The organism is Streptomyces sp. NPDC048331 (assembly GCF_043201215.1).
GTDB lineage: Bacteria > Actinomycetota > Actinomycetes > Streptomycetales > Streptomycetaceae > Streptomyces.
Genome location: NZ_JBICYT010000021.1, coordinates 114,998 through 130,771, shown reverse-complemented (window position 1 = coordinate 130,771; position 15,774 = coordinate 114,998). Strand labels below are relative to the sequence as shown.

The following is a 15,774-nucleotide window of genomic DNA, read 5'->3' as shown; positions in this document are numbered from 1 at the left end:
GGCGCGATTAGGCTGGGTCCGGGCGCGGCGAGGTGGGCGCCGGACCAGTGTTCGACAGACCAGGAGGACCAGTGAGCGGCGATCGGAACGAGAGGCGCGGCGGGACGTGGGACGTCCCGACGGACGATCAGTCCGACGCGGAGTCCGATGTGACGGGCGAGTTCACCATCGACTACACCCCGCCCGCCTGGTACATGCAGGGCGGGACCCCGGCCGCGCAGGTGCCGGGGCTCCCGGAGGGCAGTGGCTTCGAACCCCACCGCCCGTCGGAGCCGGCGCCGCCCGCGACGATGCGGATGGCTCCGCCGGTTCCGCGGACGCCGTCCGACGGAGCGGGGCTGCCGGCTCCGTTCCCGCCCGCTCCCGTGGCCCCGGTCGACGCCGCCCCGGCGTACCAGGCGCAGGCCCTGCCGTACTCGACTCCGACTCCGGCTCCGGCTCCGGCTCCTACTCCTGTCGAGGCTCCGGCACCTGTTGCGGCTCCGGCCGACGTTCCGGCACCGGCACCGGCTGAGGTTCCGGCACCTGTTGCGGCTCCGGCCGAGGTTCCGGCACCGGCACCGATCGCGGCTCCCGCACCGGCGCCCGTCGAGTCCGCCCTGCCGTACGCGACCCCGGTTCCGACCCCGGCCCCGGCCCCCGCGCCGGTCGAGGCTCCGGCTCCGGTCGAGGAAGCCCTGCCCGTGCTCGAAGCCCCGGACCCGGACCCGGCCCCGGACCCGGTCCCGGTCCCCGAGGTGCTCGTACCCCTGCCCGCGGCCGAGGAGGTCGCTCCGGAGCCCGCTCCCGTGGACGCGCCGCCCGCGACGCCGTTCCCGGCCCTGCCGCCCGTCGACACGGTCACCCCGTACCCGGCCCTGCCGTCGGTCCCCGACGCGGAGCCGGTCGCCGACCCGGTCGCGGAGGTTCCGCCCGCGCCCTGGGCCGGGCCGCGGGACACCCCCGCCGAGGGAACACCCGTACTGCCGGCCGCCGAACAGCCCGCGCCGGTCAGCCCCGCGGACGCGCCGCCGGCCGTCGTGGAGACCCCGTTCGGGGGACCTCTCGGCGAACAGCCCTCGCCGCCGCCCGCGTTCGGCACCCCGGACGCCTACCCCTTCCCGCCGTCGGCTCCCACGCCCCCGCAGCACCAGCAGCCTCAGCCGGCCCCGCCGCAGCCCTACGACCCCCGCTCCGCCGGTCAGTGGTCCGCCGGGCCCGGGCAGCCGCAACCCCCGCAGCACCAGCAGCCGCACCAGCCGGCACCTCAGCCGCAGCCGCACGACCCGCGCTACTCGGCCGGCCAGACCGGTGGCGGGGCGCCCCTCGGCTACACCGCCGCCGTCGAGCTGTCCTCCGACCGCCTGCTGCGCAACAAGCAGAAGCCGAAGAACAACAACAACGGCGTCGGCGGCCGGTTCCGCTTCGGCGGCAAGGCGGCCGAGGCGGAGCGCCTGCGGAAGCTGGAACTGATCCGCACCCCGGTCATGTCCTGCTACCGCATCGCCGTCATCAGCCTCAAGGGCGGCGTCGGCAAGACCACGACCACCACCGCCCTCGGCGCCACCCTCGCCACCGAGCGCCAGGACAAGATCCTGGCCATCGACGCGAACCCCGACGCCGGTACCCTCGGCCGCCGGGTCCGCCGCGAGACCGGCGCCACCATCCGGGACCTCGTCCAGGCGATCCCGTACCTGCACTCGTACATGGACATCCGCCGGTTCACCTCCCAGGCGCCCTCCGGCCTGGAGATCATCGCCAACGACGTGGACCCGGCCGTCTCCACGACCTTCAACGACGAGGACTACCGCCGCGTCATCGAGACGCTGGGCCGCCAGTACCCGATCATCCTCACCGACTCGGGCACCGGCCTCCTCTACTCCGCCATGCGCGGCGTCCTGGACCTCGCCGATCAGCTGATCATCATCTCGACCCCGTCCGTGGACGGCGCCAGCAGCGCCAGCACCACCCTCGACTGGCTCTCCGCGCACGGGTACGCCGACCTCGTCTCGCGTTCCCTCACCGTCATCTCGGGGGTCCGCGAGACCAGCAAGATGATCAAGATCGAGGACATCGTGCAGCACTTCGAGACCCGCTGCCGCGGTGTCGTCGTGGTGCCGTTCGACGAGCACCTCGCGGCCGGCGCCGAGGTCGATCTCGACCTGATGCGGCCCAAGACCCGCGAGGCGTACTTCAACCTCTCCGCGCTCGTGGCCGAGGACTTCCTGCGGGCCCAGCAGCAGGCCCCGCAGGGACACTGGGGTGCGCCGCAGCAGCCCCAGGCTCCTCAGCAGCCTTACGGTCAGCAGCCCCCTCAGCAGCCTCAACCGTACGGACAGCCCCAGGGCCAGCCCCCGTACCAGCAGCCGCCGCAGCCCCAGCAACCCCAGCCCTACGGCCAGCCGTACCCGCAGCCCGGCCAGCCCTGGCAACAGCCCCAGGCCCCGCAGCAGCAGCCGCCCCAGCCCCATCAGCCCCCGCGCGACCCGCGCCTCGGCTGACCGACGGCATGCCGAAGGGCCCGTACCACCCCGGGGGTGGTACGGGCCCTTCGGCTTCGTTCGTCAGCGCTTCAGGTCGTACGTGTCCGTCAGGACCCGTGCCCGCTTCACGTCGTCCGCGATCGCTTCCAGCAGCCCGTCCAGCGACTCGAACTTCGCCATCCCGCGCACGTACGCGAGGAAGTCGACGGCGACGTGCATCCCGTACAGGTCCAGCCCGACGCGGTCGATCGCGTAAGCCTCCACGGTCCGCTCGGTCGCGTCGAACTGCACGTTCGTCCCCACCGAGATCGCCGCGGGCATCCGCTCGCCGTCCGCCGTCAGCCAGCCCGCGTAGACCCCGTCCGCCGGGATCGCGGTGTGCGGCTGCGTCTCGACGTTCGCGGTCGGGTAACCGAGCTCGCGCCCGCGCTGCGCACCCCGCACCACCACGCCCTCGACCCGGTGCGGACGCCCCAGGATCTCGGCCGCACCGTCCATGTCGCCCTCCGCGACCAGCCGGCGCGCCAGCGTCGAGGAGAAGGGCACTCCGCCGCCCGCCTCGCCCCGCTCGACCAGGTCCACGACGTCCACCGCGTAGTCGTAGGTGGAGCCCAGCTCGCGCAGGAAGTCGACGTTCCCGGCGGCCCGGTGGCCGAAGCGGAAGTTCGGGCCCTCGATGACGGCCCGCGCGTGCAGCTTGTCGACCAGGACCTTCACGATGAAGTCGGCCGGGGACAGCTGGGAGAACTCGGCCGTGAACGGCAGGATCAGCAGCGCGTCCACGCCCAGCCCGGCCATGAGTTCGGCGCGCCGGTCGTAGGGGGCCAGGATCGGCGGGTGGCTGCCGGGGCGGACCACCTCGCTCGGATGCGGGTCGAAGGTGACCACCACGGAGGGGACGCCGAGCTCACGCGCCGTGGCCACCGCCCGCCCGATGATCAGCTGATGTCCCCGGTGCACGCCGTCGTAGGAGCCGATGGTGACGACGCTGCGTCCCCAGTCCTGGGGGATGTCCTCCAAGCCACGCCAGCGCTGCACTGTGACCGCTCCTCGCCCGTACCCGGTTGGTCCTTGAACTGATTGCCGATTGCAGGTCTAAGACTGCCATGCCCGTGGCCGGTGCCCCGCATCGGCATCTGACTCGATCCACCACCGTGTCTGTCGTCACGTCACATCCGCGGCCGCCCTGCTCAAGGTCTCCACCGTCCGCCGGGCGCTCGGTCCGAGCAGGGCCGCGGCCTCCGCTCCCGCCGTCGCCAGCCAGCGCGCCACCAGCGCCCCGAAGGCCGGCTCGGTCCGGGCCAGCTCGACGGTCCTCCGCTCGAACACCGCCGGCCCGCCCGGGGCCCGCAGCAGCTGCCGCCCGGTACGCCGCAGCAGCTCCCGTGTACGGTCCTGCGGGCGCCCGGTGGTCCCGGCCGCGACCGCGCCGAGGAACACGTCGAGCACGCCCGGATCGGCCTCCTCGCGCAGCAGGGTGTCGGCCAGCTCCCCGCGCAGGGGGTGCGAGGCCGCCCCGCCGGGCGCCGCCAGCACGACGGCCAGCTCGGCCCGCACCCCGGCCGGGGCGCCGAACAGCAGGTCCAGGACCAGCGGCCGCACCACGGACGCCGCGGCCGGACCCTGGTCGAGCCGCCGGTCCACGAAGAAGGCGGCGTGCGGGGCGTCCCCGGGACACCGGCCGAGGTGCTCCCGGACCAGCTCGGCCGCGCGCCGGGCCAGCCCCGGCGTGGTCAGCGCGGCCAGGGCCCGCACCACCTCCCCGTCGGCCCGGGCCCGTAGCGCGGCGAACACCTCGTCCGGGTCGGGCAGCACGGGCAGGGCCGCGACCAGCGCCTCCGCGGGCAGCCGGGAGCCGAGCTCGGGATCGCGGAAGCAGGCGAGGGCGTCGGGCAGGTAACGGCCGCGCACCTGCGGGTCGCGCAGCAGGATCGCGAGGGCGCTGCCGTGCAGGGTGGCGTCGGCGGGGCGGGCGAGCAGCGCCTGCGCGGCATGGCGCAGCAGCTCGCGGTCGGCGGGAGTGCGCACGTGCGGGGCGGTGGCGAGACCGTAGGCGGCGGCCGCGACCCGCCGCCCGGGGCGTTCGTCGTGGGCCCAGCGGTCGACGGCCCGGCACAGGGCGGAGGGCTCCTCCTCGGCGAGTACGGCGAGCAGCTCGTCGGCACGCGGGTGCGCGGCGGTGACGAGCGCCTCGGTGAGGTCGTCCACGGCGAGGCGGCGGTGGGTGTGCAGCAGGGCCTGGGCGGCGGTGGCGACGGTGGCCCCGGGTCGGCCGCGTAGCCGGCGCCCGTCGGTGAACCAGGCGCACAGCAGCGGCTGCGCGCGCCGCGGGTCCCGGGCGAGGCGGCGGGCGGCGGCGTCGAGGTAGCGGTCGCCGGGTACCGCCTCGGCGGGGTCGGCGGGCAGCAGGCGCCGCAGCAGGTCGAGGCGGTCGGGCTCGGGCAGACGCAGCCGGTTCCAGAACCAGCCGCCGAACTCCCCCGGGCCGGCCCGGGCCACGTGCTCGGCGAGGGCGTGCAGGACGGGCAGGTGGGGGCGGGCGTCGGGGGCCCGGAGCAGGGTCTCGCGCAGCAGCCGGGCGGCCCACCAGACGCGGTCCGGGGTGGCCCGCTCCGGTTCCTCGGTGAAGCGGTTGAGCCGGTGGACCAGCGCGGTGAGCTCGCCGCGCAGCCGGTCGGGGGCGAGCCTGCGCAGGGCTTCGAGGACGGGCCCGATCCGGTGCCGGGGCACGGGCAGCCCGGGCTCGGCCGGGCCGTGGACGAGCAGGCCCAGGGCGGTGGGCACGTCCAGGTGACCGGCCTGGATCCAGTCGGACAGCTCCTCGTGGGCGAAGCGGTAGCCGGGTCCGGCGGGCACGAGCAGGCCCTCGGTGAGCACGGCGGAGGCCCAGCCGGTGCGCCAGGGGAACAGCTCTTCGAAGGAGGCCCGGTCCAGCTGCCCCTGCCCGGGGCCCAGGGCGCGCCGCGCGGCCTCGTGGACCCGACCCGCCACGCGCGCCGCGAGCCGCCGCACACCGGGACCGTGCACCCGGGCGCCGCTGGTGTCGGCGATGGCCGCGGTGGCCGCCTCGTCGGCGCAGGCCGCGGCGATGCGGACGGCGGTGCGCAGGCACAGCAGGTCCAGGTGGGCGGCGAAGACCTCGTCGCGGCCGGGCCGGCCGGCGGTGACCTCGGCGGCCCGGATCCCGGCGAGCAGGTGCAGGGTGAGCGGGTGCCGGGCGTCGGCCTCCCGGACGGCCTCGGCGGGGATGCCGAGGCGGGCCCGTGCGGTCTCGGCCTCGGCGGCGTCGAGGTCCGCGAGCGGGAGGGCCGGTGGCAGCCAGCGGGCGGAGCGGGCCGGGGTGTGCAGTGCCTCGGGCGGGTAGAGGGCGCCGGCCCCTTCCCAGTACTCGGGCCGGGCGGCGACGACCAGCCGGGTCCCGGTGGCGCGCAGCCATCCGGCGGTGGCGGTGGTCCAGGGGCCGAGGCGGTGGGCGAGCTCCGGCGGCATCTCCTCCGGGGCGTCGAGGACGACGAGGAGGCGGCGGCCGGCGCGGGCGACGACGCGGGCGAGGTGGGCTGCGGCTCCCGCCGGGGCGGCGGATTCCACGGCGGGGGCGGTCCCGTCGGGGCCGGTCCCGTCGGGGTCGGAGCCGGCGGCGGAGCCCGATTCGGCGGAGCCGGCGCCCGGCGCGGGCGGGCTGTCGGTGGCCTCGGGCGGGGTTCGGCCGGGGCCGGGCGCGCGCCGGGGCGTCTCCTCGGGTGCCGAGCGTGGCGAGGGGTCGCCGCGTCGGGCGGCAGTGTGCTCGGCGCCCTGCGGGGAGCGCCCCGACACACACCCGTCCCCGACGGAACCGTTGGCTCGGGCCGGCCCCGGGAAGTCGTCCGGCGACCTTCCGGGCCCGACGGAACCGGTCCCGGCGATTCCCGCGATGCGGGCCGCCTCCGTCAGGGCGCGTGTCGCCGCGTCGGCCAGGGAGGTGTCGGTGGCCCGCAGGTCCGCGCCGCGCAGCCACAGTGTCGGCGCCGGGCAGGCTCCCCGGGCGCGGCGTACGGCCAGGGCCGCGAGCGCCGTGGTGCGGCCCGTGCCCGGGTCTCCGACCAGGCCGAGGACCGGGCGGTCCCCGGTGGTGAAGGCGTCCAGTTCGGCGGCGACGGCCGGGCGTTCGACGGGTTCGGGGCCGTCCGGGAGGAGGGAGGCGCCCAGTGTGGTCGCGGTCAGTTCCAGCGCCCCGGCGAGGTTCAGGTCGGCTCCGTGGCCGGGCACGGTCGCGGCGTTGCGCTCCAGCAGCGCGGCCAGCGGGCCGTCCGGGTCGGCCTCGGCCGCGGCCCGCAGGGCCACCGCGAAGCCTCCTGAGCGGTGTTCCGCCCGCAGCGCGGTTCCCACCACCGCGAGCACGGCTCCGGAGTCGGCGTCGAGGACCGGTCCCCCGCAAGCGTCGCCGCCCAGGCGCAGCGCGTCCCGGCCGTCGGTGCCGATCGCCAGCTCCACGGCCACGCCCGCGGGCACCGCGTGGGACCGGTCCGCCGCCGGGTAGTCGACCTCCGTGCCGCCCAGGACCCGCGCCTGCCGCCATCCTCGCGCGGGCAGCCGTACGTAGGTCCCGGGATCGATCACCTCGCGCGGCGCCACCGGCAGCGGCCGTACCCCGAGTCCGTCGGTGCGGATGAGGGCCAGCGCCAGGTCGGGCAGCGCGGTCACGTCGGCCGCCTCGGCCAGCCAGGTGCGTCCGGGGGCGTGCAGCACGATCCGGGTCAGGCCGTCGACGGCCTCGTGGCCGGTGACGACCGTCCCGCGGTCGTCCGCGACGAACCCGCTGCCGCGCTCCCGCCCGGCCGGATCGCAGATTTTGACGAGTTCCGTCATGGCCGCACCACTCCCCCGCAACGCCCCGTGCTCACGACGGTAGGCAGGTGAAGATCAGCGGGAAAAGCACGCGAGGCGAAAGCGCCCCCTTACGCTCCCTCCATTCACTCCGAGCGCCTGCTCGGACGGGTGAATACAGGGGTCCGGGTGGATAGAGACCTACCCGAGGGGGGTCGTGGAGCGGTGAGCGGCAGCACCTGTGCGCTCACCGCTCCACGTCAACGATCAGGCGAAGACCGCGAGGGACTTGGCCTTGCCGTTCTTGTTCTCGACGAGTCCGAGCAGCTGCCCCTGCGGCCCGAAGACCGCGACGGTGCGGCCGGCCTCGTACGCCTCCGGCATGTCGATCCGCACGCCGTTGGCGAGCAGCGACGCGCGCCGGGCGTCCAGGTCCCAGCGTGGGAAGGCCGCGGCGGCCGCCTCGCCGATGGGCATGACGGTCAGCTCCTCCTGGAGCTGGTCCAGGGTCCGCGCCTTGTCGAGCTTGTACGGGCCCACCCGCGTGCGGCGCAGCGCGGTCAGGTGTCCGCCGACGCCGAGGTCGGCGCCGAGGTCGCGGGCGAGGGCCCGGATGTACGTACCGCTGGAGCAGACCACGGAGACGACGAGGTCGACGACCTTGGTGCCGTCCTCGGCCGCCGCCTCGCGCATGTCGTACACCTGGAAGGAGGAGATCGTGACCGGTCGGGCCGGGATCTCGAAGTCCTCGCCGTCGCGGGCGCGCTTGTAGGAGCGCACGCCCTTGATCTTGATGGCGCTGACCTTGGACGGGACCTGCATGATCTCGCCGGACAGCTTGGCGATCCCCTCGTCCACGGCTTCCCGGGTGACCCCGGTGGCGTCCGTGGAGGAGGTGATCTCGCCCTCGGCGTCGTCCGTCAGGGTGTCCTGGCCCAGGCGGATCGTGCCGAGGTACTCCTTCTCCGTGAGCGCGAGGTGGCCGAGCAGCTTGGTGGCCTTCTCCACGCCCAGGACCAGCACGCCGGTCGCCATCGGGTCGAGCGTGCCGGCGTGGCCGACGCGACGGGTCTTGGCGATCCCGCGCATCTTGGCGACCACGTCGTGCGAAGTGAAGCCGGACGGCTTGTCGACGATGACAAGGCCGTCCGGAGTCTTCCCTGCGTTGGTGCTCATTCCGCGGCTGCGTCCTCGTCCTCGTCGTCGCCCGGCTTCTTGTACGGGTCGGCGTCGCCGGCGTACTGGGCGCCGGAGGACACCTCGCGCACCTGGGCGTCGGAGGAGCGCGCCTTGTCGAGGAGGTCCTCGATGGTCTTGGCGTTCTCCGGGAGGGCGTCCGCGACGAAGGTCAGGGTGGGCGTGAACTTGGTGCCCGCCGCCCGGCCGACCGCGGAACGCAGTACGCCCTTGGCGCTCTCCAGACCCGCCGCCGCGCTGGCCCGGTCCTCGTCGTCCCCGTAGACCGTGTAGAAGACCGTGGCCTCCCGCAGGTCGCCGGTGACCCGGGTGTCCGTGATGGTCACGTGCGTACCGAGGCGGGGGTCCTTGACACCGCGGAGCAGCTTCTCGGCCACCACCTCCCGGATGAGGTCCGCCAGCTTCTTCGCCCGCGCATTGTCGGCCACTGGTCCGTCTCCTTCTTATGTCTTGCTATCAGTCTTCATCACCGTGGAGGCGCCGTCGTACGGACAGCAGCTCCACTTCCGGACGCGCCGCGACCAGCCGCTCGCAGCGGTCCAGTACGTCCGAGAGGAACCCCGCGTCCCCACTCACCAGGGCGACCCCTATACGGGCCCTGCGGTGCAGGTCCTGGTCGCCCACTTCAGCCGCGCTCACGGAGAACTTTCGTTGGAGTTCGGCCACGATGGGCCGGACCACGGAGCGTTTCTCCTTCAGCGAGTGGACGTCGCCGAGGAGCAGATCGAAGGACAGAGTCCCCACGTACATGCAGTTCCGGATATCCCGCCGGTGCGGGTTCGGTGGCCTGCCGGCCGTCGCTCGGCAGGGTCACCAGAACCGTACACGCAACGGCCGGGGCCGATCGACGGATATTCCGTCGACCGGCCCCGGCGTTACGACACGGTGCGAACCGCCTCGCGCTTACGCGCGGGGCTTCTCGCGCATCTCGTACGTCGCGATGACGTCGTCGATCTTGATGTCGTTGTAGCTGCCGAGGTTGATACCACCCTCGAAGCCTTCGCGAATCTCGGTGACGTCGTCCTTGAAGCGGCGCAGACCGGAGATGGTGAGGTTCTCGGCGATGACCTTGCCATCGCGCAGGAGCCGCGCCTTGGTGTTGCGCTTGACCTCGCCGGACCGGATGAGGACACCGGCGATGTTGCCCAGCTTGGACGAACGGAAGACCTCGCGGACCTCCGCCGTACCGAGCTCGACCTCTTCGTACTCGGGCTTGAGGAGACCCTTCAGGGCCGCCTCGATCTCCTCGATGGCCTGGTAGATCACCGAGTAGTAGCGGACGTCGACACCCTCGCGGTCCGCCATCTGCGCGGCGCGGCCGACGGCACGGACGTTGTAACCGATGACGATGGCGTCGGAGCCCATCGCCAGCGAGATGTCCGATTCGGTGACCGCACCCACACCACGGTGCAGGACGCGGATGTCGACCTCTTCGCCGACGTCGAGCTGGAGCAGCGAGGACTCGAGAGCCTCGACCGCACCGGACGAGTCGCCCTTGATGATGAGGTTGAGTTCCTGGACGAGACCGGCCTTGAGGACCGAGTCGAGGTCTTCCAGGGACACCCGGCGGACGCGCTTGGCGAAGTTGGCGTTGCGCTCACGCGCAGCACGCTTCTCGGCGATCTGACGGGCGGTGCGGTCCTCGTCGACGACGAGGAAGTTGTCGCCGGCGCCGGGGACGTTGGTGAGACCCAGGACCAGGACGGGGGTCGCGGGACCCGCTTCCTCGATGTTGTTGCCCTTGTCGTCGAGCATGGCGCGCACGCGGCCGTAGGCGTCGCCCACGACCATCGTGTCGCCGACGCGGAGGGTACCGCGCTGGACGAGGACGGTGGCGACGGCACCGCGGCCACGGTCGAGGTGGGACTCGATCGCAATACCCTGAGCGTCCTGCTCCGGGTTGGCGCGCAGGTCGAGCGAGGCGTCGGCGGTGAGGACGACGGCCTCCAGCAGGGAGTCGATGTGCAGACCCTGCTTGGCGGAGATGTCGACGAACATCGTGTCGCCGCCGTACTCCTCGGCGACCAGACCGAACTCGGTGAGCTGACCGCGCACCTTGACCGGGTCGGCACCCTCGACGTCGATCTTGTTGACCGCGACGACGATCGGGACGCCGGCGGCCTTGGCGTGGTTGAGCGCCTCGATCGTCTGCGGCATGACGCCGTCGTTGGCCGCGACCACGAGGATCGCGATGTCGGTCGACTTCGCACCACGGGCACGCATGGCGGTGAACGCCTCGTGACCCGGGGTGTCGATGAAGGTGATCTTGCGCTCTTCGTCGTTGACCTCGGTGGAGACCTGGTAGGCACCGATGCCCTGGGTGATGCCACCGGCCTCGCCCGCGACGACGTTCGTCTTGCGGATGGCGTCGAGAAGGCGGGTCTTACCGTGGTCGACGTGACCCATGACGGTGACGACCGGCGGACGCGGGAGCAGGAACTCCTCGCCGCCCTCGTCCTCGCCGAACTCGATGTCGAAGCCCTCGAGGAGCTCGCGGTCCTCTTCCTCCGGGCTGACGATCTGGACGACGTAGTTCATCTCGCCGGCCAGCATCTCGAGCGTCTCGTCGGAGACGGACTGCGTGGCGGTGACCATCTCGCCGAGGTTCATCATCACGGCGACGAGCGACGCCGGGTTGGCGTTGATCTTCTCCGCGAAGTCGGTGAGGGAGGCACCGCGCGACAGGCGCACGGTCTCGCCGCCACCGCGCGGCAGCATCACGCCGCCGACGGACGGGGCCTGCATGGCCTCGTACTCCTGGCGCCTCTGACGCTTGGACTTGCGACCACGACGGGCCGGACCACCGGGACGACCGAAGGCACCCTGCGTGCCACCACGGGCACCGGGACCGCCGGGACGACCACCGAAGCCGGGACGACCGCCGCCACCGGCACCGGCCGGACCGCCGCCGAAGCCGCCGCCACCGGGACGCGGGCCACCGAAGCCGCCACCGCCGCCGGGACGCGAGCCCGGACCGGCCGGACGACCGGCGAAGCCGCCGCCCGCGGGACGACCGGCACCGCCGGGACGACCTGCGCCACCCGCACCGGGACCACGGCCACCGGGGCCGCCACCGGGACGGGGACCGGGACCACCGGCAGCGGGACGCTGCGGCATCATGCCCGGGTTCGGACGGTTACCACCGGGAGCACCACCGGGACGCGGGGCGCCGCCGCCCTGCGGACGCGGCATGCCGCCCGGGGTCGGACGGGCGCCGCCGGGACCCTGCGGACGCGGAGCGCCGCCGGGACCACCCTGCGGGCGGGGAGCACCCTGGCCGCCACCGGCGCCGGGGGCACCGGGACGGGGCGCGCCGGCCGGACGGGGCGCCTGGGGGCGCGCCATGCCGGTGGAGCCGCCGGAGGTGAAGGGGTTGTTGCCCGGGCGGGGACCCGCCGGACGGGCACCCTGCGGACGCGGCGCCTGGGAGCCGGGGGCTCCGGCGGGACGCTGCGACTGGGCACCGGGAGTGGCGCCGGCCGGACGCGGGGCGCCGGGACGGGCCTGGCCACCCTGACCCTGGGCCGGACGCTGCTGCGCCGGACGGGGGCCGGGAGCGGCGGCGGGACGCTCGGTGCGCGCCGGGGCGGCCGGGGCCGCCGGAGGCGCGGAGAACTCGGTCGCCACGGGCGCCGCCGGAGCGGGCTTCGGGGCGGCCGGAGCCTTCGGGCCGGGACGCGGGCCGGGGGCGGCCGGAGTCACCGGTGCGGGCGCCGCAGCGGCCGGAGCCTCCGCGACGACCGGCTTGGGGGCCGGTGCGCCGGGCTTCGGCGCAGCGGGACGTGCGGCGGCACCCGGGGTGGGAGCCCCGGGCTTGGCGGGGGCGGCCTTGCGAGGCGCACCCGGCTTCGCGGCGGACTTGCCGGCGTTACCGCCGGGGCCCTGCAGCGCGTCGGTCAACTTGCGTACAACCGGCGCCTCGATCGTCGAGGACGCCGAACGGACGAACTCACCGAGTTCCTGGAGCTTGGCCATGACGACCTTGCTCTCAACTCCGAACTCCTTGGCGAGTTCGTATACCCGGACCTTAGCCACTTCGCTCCTTTTAGGTCCGGGTTACGCCGGACCGTCGCTACTTCATGGGCGTACTCATCGCGTACTCATCGAGTGCTCATCGCAATCTCGACCTACTTCCAACTCGCGAGGTACCTGACCGCACGGTTATCCGTGCCGTACTACTTCTTTACGGTGTGCCCGGCCTCACCGGCCACGGCTTTGCGCAGGCTCTCCGTGTCGAGTGCTCCGGCGGACCTAAGGGCCCGGGGGAACGCCCGACGGCGAATCGCCTGGTCGAGGCAGACCACGGCGGGGTGCACGTACGCACCCCGGCCCGGCCTCGTGCCGCGGGGATCGGGGACGCAGGCGTCCCCGTCCGCCACGACGCGCAGCAGATCGTTCTTGGCCGCTCGCTCCCGACACCCCACACAGGTGCGTTCGGGGCATGCGCGGGCTTGCGTCCGGCCAGACACGCCTAAGTCTACCTCCCCGCACCGACCTCTCTCCCGACAAGTCGCGGGGGAAAGATCGAACGGCTGTTGTGTTGTCTTGTAACCGCCGCCCGAGCGGCGGCACGTGCACCCTGTCTACCGTCCCGGCAAGCCCGGACGGTACCGGTTTATTCCCCGTCCCGGTCCCGGTCGGTGTCCGGGGACACCTCGGTGTCGGGACGGATGTCGATGCGCCAGCCGGTGAGCCGCGCGGCGAGGCGGGCGTTCTGGCCCTCCTTGCCGATGGCCAGCGACAGCTGGTAGTCCGGCACGGTCACCCGGGCGGACCGGGAGTCCCAGTCGACGACCTCGACCTTGCTCACCCGGGCGGGTGACAGCGCGTTCGCGACCATCTCCGCCGGGTCGTCCGACCAGTCGACGATGTCGATCTTCTCGCCGTGCAGTTCGGCCATCACGTTGCGTACGCGGCTGCCCATCGGGCCGATGCAGGCGCCCTTCGGGTTGAGGCCCGAACGGGTGGACCGTACGGCGATCTTGGTGCGGTGACCGGCCTCACGGGCGATCGCCGAGATCTCGACGCTTCCGTCGGCGATCTCCGGGACCTCCAGCGAGAAGAGCTTCTTCACCAGGTTGGGGTGGGTGCGCGAGAGCGTCACGGACGGACCGCGGACACCCTTCGCCACCCGTACGACGTACGCCTTCAGGCGCAGCCCGTGCGTGTACTCCTCGCCGGGGACCTGCTCCTGCACCGGCAGGATGGCCTCCAGCTTGCCGATGTCGACGAGGACGTTCTTGGGGTCCTTGCCCTGCTGGACGACGCCGGTGATGACGTCGCCCTCACGGCCGGCGAACTCGCCGAAGGTCAGGTCGTCCTCGGCGTCGCGCAGACGCTGCAGGATCACCTGCTTGGCGGTCGTCGCGGCGATCCGGCCGAAGTCCGACGGCGTGTCGTCGAACTCCTTGGGCTCCTGGCCCTCTTCGAGATCCCTCGGGTCTTCCGTCGCCCACACGACCACGTGACCGTTGGTGCGGTCCAGCACGACGCGAGCGCGGCGGAAGCTCCCCTCGGTCCGGTGGTACGCGATGAGGAGGGCCGACTCGATCGCCTCGACGAGCAGGTCGAAGGAGATCTCCTTCTCCCGGACCAGACCCCGCAGGGCACTCATGTCGATGTCCACGGCTACGCCTCCTCTTCCTTCTTGTCCTTGCGGTTGAACTCGATCTCGACACGCGCCTTGGCGATGTCGGTGAATGCGATACGCCGGGCGGTCGCCTTGCGGCCCTTCACGCCCGGGACTTCGAGGTCCAGGCCCTCGTCGTCGACTTCGAGGATGCGGGCGATCAGTTCCCCGCCCTCGGTGAGCTGGAACTTCACGAGACGGCCGATCGCCCGTACGTAGTGACGGTGCTCGGTCAGCGGGCGGTCGGCGCCCGGCGAGCTCACTTCGAGGACGTACTCGTCCTCACCCATCACATCGGTTTCGTCGAGCTTGTCGGAGACCTCGCGACTCAGCTCGGCACACGCGTCCAGCTCCACGCCCTCGTCGGAGTCCACGATGATCCGCAGCATCCGGCGCTTGCCCGCCCGCGACATCTCGATCTCTTCGAGGTCCAGGCCCTTGGCGGCGACGAGCGGCTCCAGCAGTCCGCGCAGCCTGTCGCTCTGGGTGGTGCTCATCCGGGTGACTCCTCGGCCGCGTGTGCTGTTGTGGTTTCCGTCGTGTGTCAGGTCAAAGGGTATCCGGTGTCGGAGGGTGTTGCCGTCCGCCCTGTGGACAGGGCCCCGGGTACCGTGATCACACCCTGCCCGTCCGGCAGTCCCGCCATCAGCCCCGTCGTCACCCGGAGGACTCGCCGTGTCCTGGACCCAGCCTTCGAGACCCTCGCGCAGGAGCCTGCTCGCCGGTGCGGCCGGAGCGGCCGGCGCCGCACTGCTGACCGGGTGCTCGGACGGCCGAGCCTCCGACGCCGCCGTCACGGTTCCACTCGAACGGCGGATGCGGGAGACGGCCGTCCGTGACAGCAGGCGGCTGCTGGAACGTTACGACGCCACCGCGGCCGCCCACCCGACCCTGGCCGCGCGGCTCGCTCCGCTGCGGGCCGCCGTCGCCGCCCACACCACGGCCCTGTCCCTCGATCCGGCGGCCCCGCCGTCCCCCTCCCCGTCCCCGTCCGGCGGTACGGGGGCGGCCGCGCCCGCGGCGAGCGGCGCGCCGGTGCCGCCGAAGCCCGAGGAGGCGCTGACCGAGCTCGCGGACGCCGAGCGCGGCCTGTCCGAGTCCCGGACCATCGACCTGGCCGGGGCCCCCGGCGAGCTGGCCCGGCTGCTGGCCTCGGTCGCCGCCTGCGGCGCCGTCCACGCGTACCTGCTGACCTCGAACCCCGGAGCCACCTCGTGAAGCCCGAACCCTCCCCCGCCGGCCGGGCCCTGGAGGCCGCCCAGGCCGCGCTCGCCGCCGAGCACGCGGCCGCGTACGGCTACGGGGTGATCGGCGCCCGGTCCACCGGTGCCCGTGCGGCGCAGGCCCGCGAGTCGTACGGCGGCCACCTCGCGCGGCGTGACGCGCTGGCCCGGACCGTGCGGGAGCTGGGCGGCGCGCCCCGGCCCGCGGAGGCCGCGTACGCCCTGCCCTTCGAGGTGCGCACGCCGGCCGAAGCCGAGCGGTTGGCCGCCGAGATCGAGGACCGGGTGGCCGGCGCGTACTCCGATCTGGTGCGTGCCGCGGAGGGTCCGCTGCGTCGTGAGGCGGCCGACGCGCTGAGCGCGGCGGCAGTGCGCGCGGCACGCTGGCGTGGTGTCGGCGTAGCCTTCCCTGGGCTCACGGAACGCGCTGACGAGGCGCAACGGGCCCAGCACAGCTGAA

The 15,774-nt window shown here is 73.7% G+C and carries 12 protein-coding genes; 3 read left to right on the top strand and 9 right to left on the bottom strand.

Translation table 11 applies throughout. The features are described from left to right. Positions 1 to 71: 71 nt before the first annotated feature. Entirely contained in the window at positions 72 to 2,480 is a 2,409-nt protein-coding gene (locus tag ACGFYY_RS27480; RefSeq protein ID WP_393713308.1) for an SCO5717 family growth-regulating ATPase, read from the top strand. A gap of 63 nt (positions 2,481 to 2,543) precedes the next feature. Here ACGFYY_RS27480 and ACGFYY_RS27475 read toward each other — a convergent pair whose 3' ends face one another. From ACGFYY_RS27475 to rimP, 9 genes are all read right to left on the bottom strand, one after another. Then, entirely contained in the window at positions 2,544 to 3,500 is a 957-nt protein-coding gene (locus ACGFYY_RS27475) for a bifunctional riboflavin kinase/FAD synthetase (RefSeq protein ID WP_030766982.1), read from the bottom strand. A gap of 126 nt (positions 3,501 to 3,626) precedes the next feature. Next, positions 3,627 to 7,307, bottom strand: coding sequence for a serine protease (locus tag ACGFYY_RS27470; RefSeq protein ID WP_393713305.1), 3,681 nt, complete (start codon positions 7,305 to 7,307; stop codon positions 3,627 to 3,629). Between the two features lie 225 nt (positions 7,308 to 7,532). Beyond that, positions 7,533 to 8,441 carry a tRNA pseudouridine(55) synthase TruB gene (gene truB / locus ACGFYY_RS27465; protein WP_365281205.1) on the bottom strand — a complete coding sequence of 303 codons (909 nt, stop codon included), beginning with the start codon at positions 8,439 to 8,441 and terminating at the stop codon, positions 7,533 to 7,535. Further along, entirely contained in the window at positions 8,438 to 8,890 is a 453-nt protein-coding gene (rbfA, locus tag ACGFYY_RS27460) for a 30S ribosome-binding factor RbfA (protein WP_030766987.1), read from the bottom strand. The genes truB and rbfA overlap by 4 nt, the downstream gene beginning before the upstream one ends. Before the next feature lie 28 nt (positions 8,891 to 8,918). Then, positions 8,919 to 9,212 carry a DUF503 domain-containing protein gene (locus tag ACGFYY_RS27455; RefSeq protein ID WP_030651158.1) on the bottom strand — a complete coding sequence of 98 codons (294 nt, stop codon included), beginning with the start codon at positions 9,210 to 9,212 and terminating at the stop codon, positions 8,919 to 8,921. Between the two features lie 153 nt (positions 9,213 to 9,365). Beyond that, positions 9,366 to 12,497: a translation initiation factor IF-2 gene (gene infB, locus ACGFYY_RS27450; protein WP_393713302.1), complete on the bottom strand. Its 3,132-nt coding sequence runs from the start codon at positions 12,495 to 12,497 to the stop codon at positions 9,366 to 9,368. Between the two features lie 140 nt (positions 12,498 to 12,637). Next, entirely contained in the window at positions 12,638 to 12,931 is a 294-nt protein-coding gene (locus ACGFYY_RS27445) for a YlxR family protein (RefSeq protein WP_078913337.1), read from the bottom strand. A gap of 146 nt (positions 12,932 to 13,077) precedes the next feature. After that, the gene (gene nusA / locus ACGFYY_RS27440) at positions 13,078 to 14,088 is read right to left on the bottom strand and encodes a transcription termination factor NusA (protein WP_202199464.1); all 1,011 of its coding nucleotides are present in this window, start codon (positions 14,086 to 14,088) and stop codon (positions 13,078 to 13,080) included. A gap of 2 nt (positions 14,089 to 14,090) precedes the next feature. Then, on the bottom strand, positions 14,091 to 14,588 hold the full coding sequence (gene rimP, locus ACGFYY_RS27435) for a ribosome maturation factor RimP (RefSeq protein ID WP_365264767.1): 498 nt from the start codon (positions 14,586 to 14,588) through the stop codon (positions 14,091 to 14,093). 178 nt (positions 14,589 to 14,766) lie between these two features. Here rimP and ACGFYY_RS27430 point away from each other — a divergent pair, with 178 nt between their 5' ends. Together ACGFYY_RS27430 and ACGFYY_RS27425 are read left to right on the top strand one after the other, a co-directional pair. Further along, positions 14,767 to 15,309 (top strand): hypothetical protein, encoded by a 543-nt coding sequence (locus tag ACGFYY_RS27430; protein WP_393713298.1) that lies wholly within the window; start codon positions 14,767 to 14,769, stop codon positions 15,307 to 15,309. Further along, positions 15,306 to 15,773: a ferritin-like domain-containing protein gene (locus tag ACGFYY_RS27425; RefSeq protein ID WP_393713296.1), complete on the top strand. Its 468-nt coding sequence runs from the start codon at positions 15,306 to 15,308 to the stop codon at positions 15,771 to 15,773. Before ACGFYY_RS27430 ends, ACGFYY_RS27425 begins: the two co-directional genes overlap by 4 nt. Position 15,774: the final 1 nt, after the last annotated feature.

Excerpts from the sequence above, each read along its gene's own strand:
- ACGFYY_RS27455 (WP_030651158.1), bottom strand. The coding sequence starts at position 9,212 with ATGTACGTGGGGACTCTGTCCTTCGATCTGCTCCTCGGCGACGTCCAC.
- truB (WP_365281205.1), bottom strand. The coding sequence starts at position 8,441 with ATGAGCACCAACGCAGGGAAGACTCCGGACGGCCTTGTCATCGTCGAC.
- ACGFYY_RS27470 (WP_393713305.1), bottom strand. The coding sequence starts at position 7,307 with ATGACGGAACTCGTCAAAATCTGCGATCCGGCCGGGCGGGAGCGCGGC.
- rimP (WP_365264767.1), bottom strand. The coding sequence starts at position 14,588 with ATGAGCACCACCCAGAGCGACAGGCTGCGCGGACTGCTGGAGCCGCTC.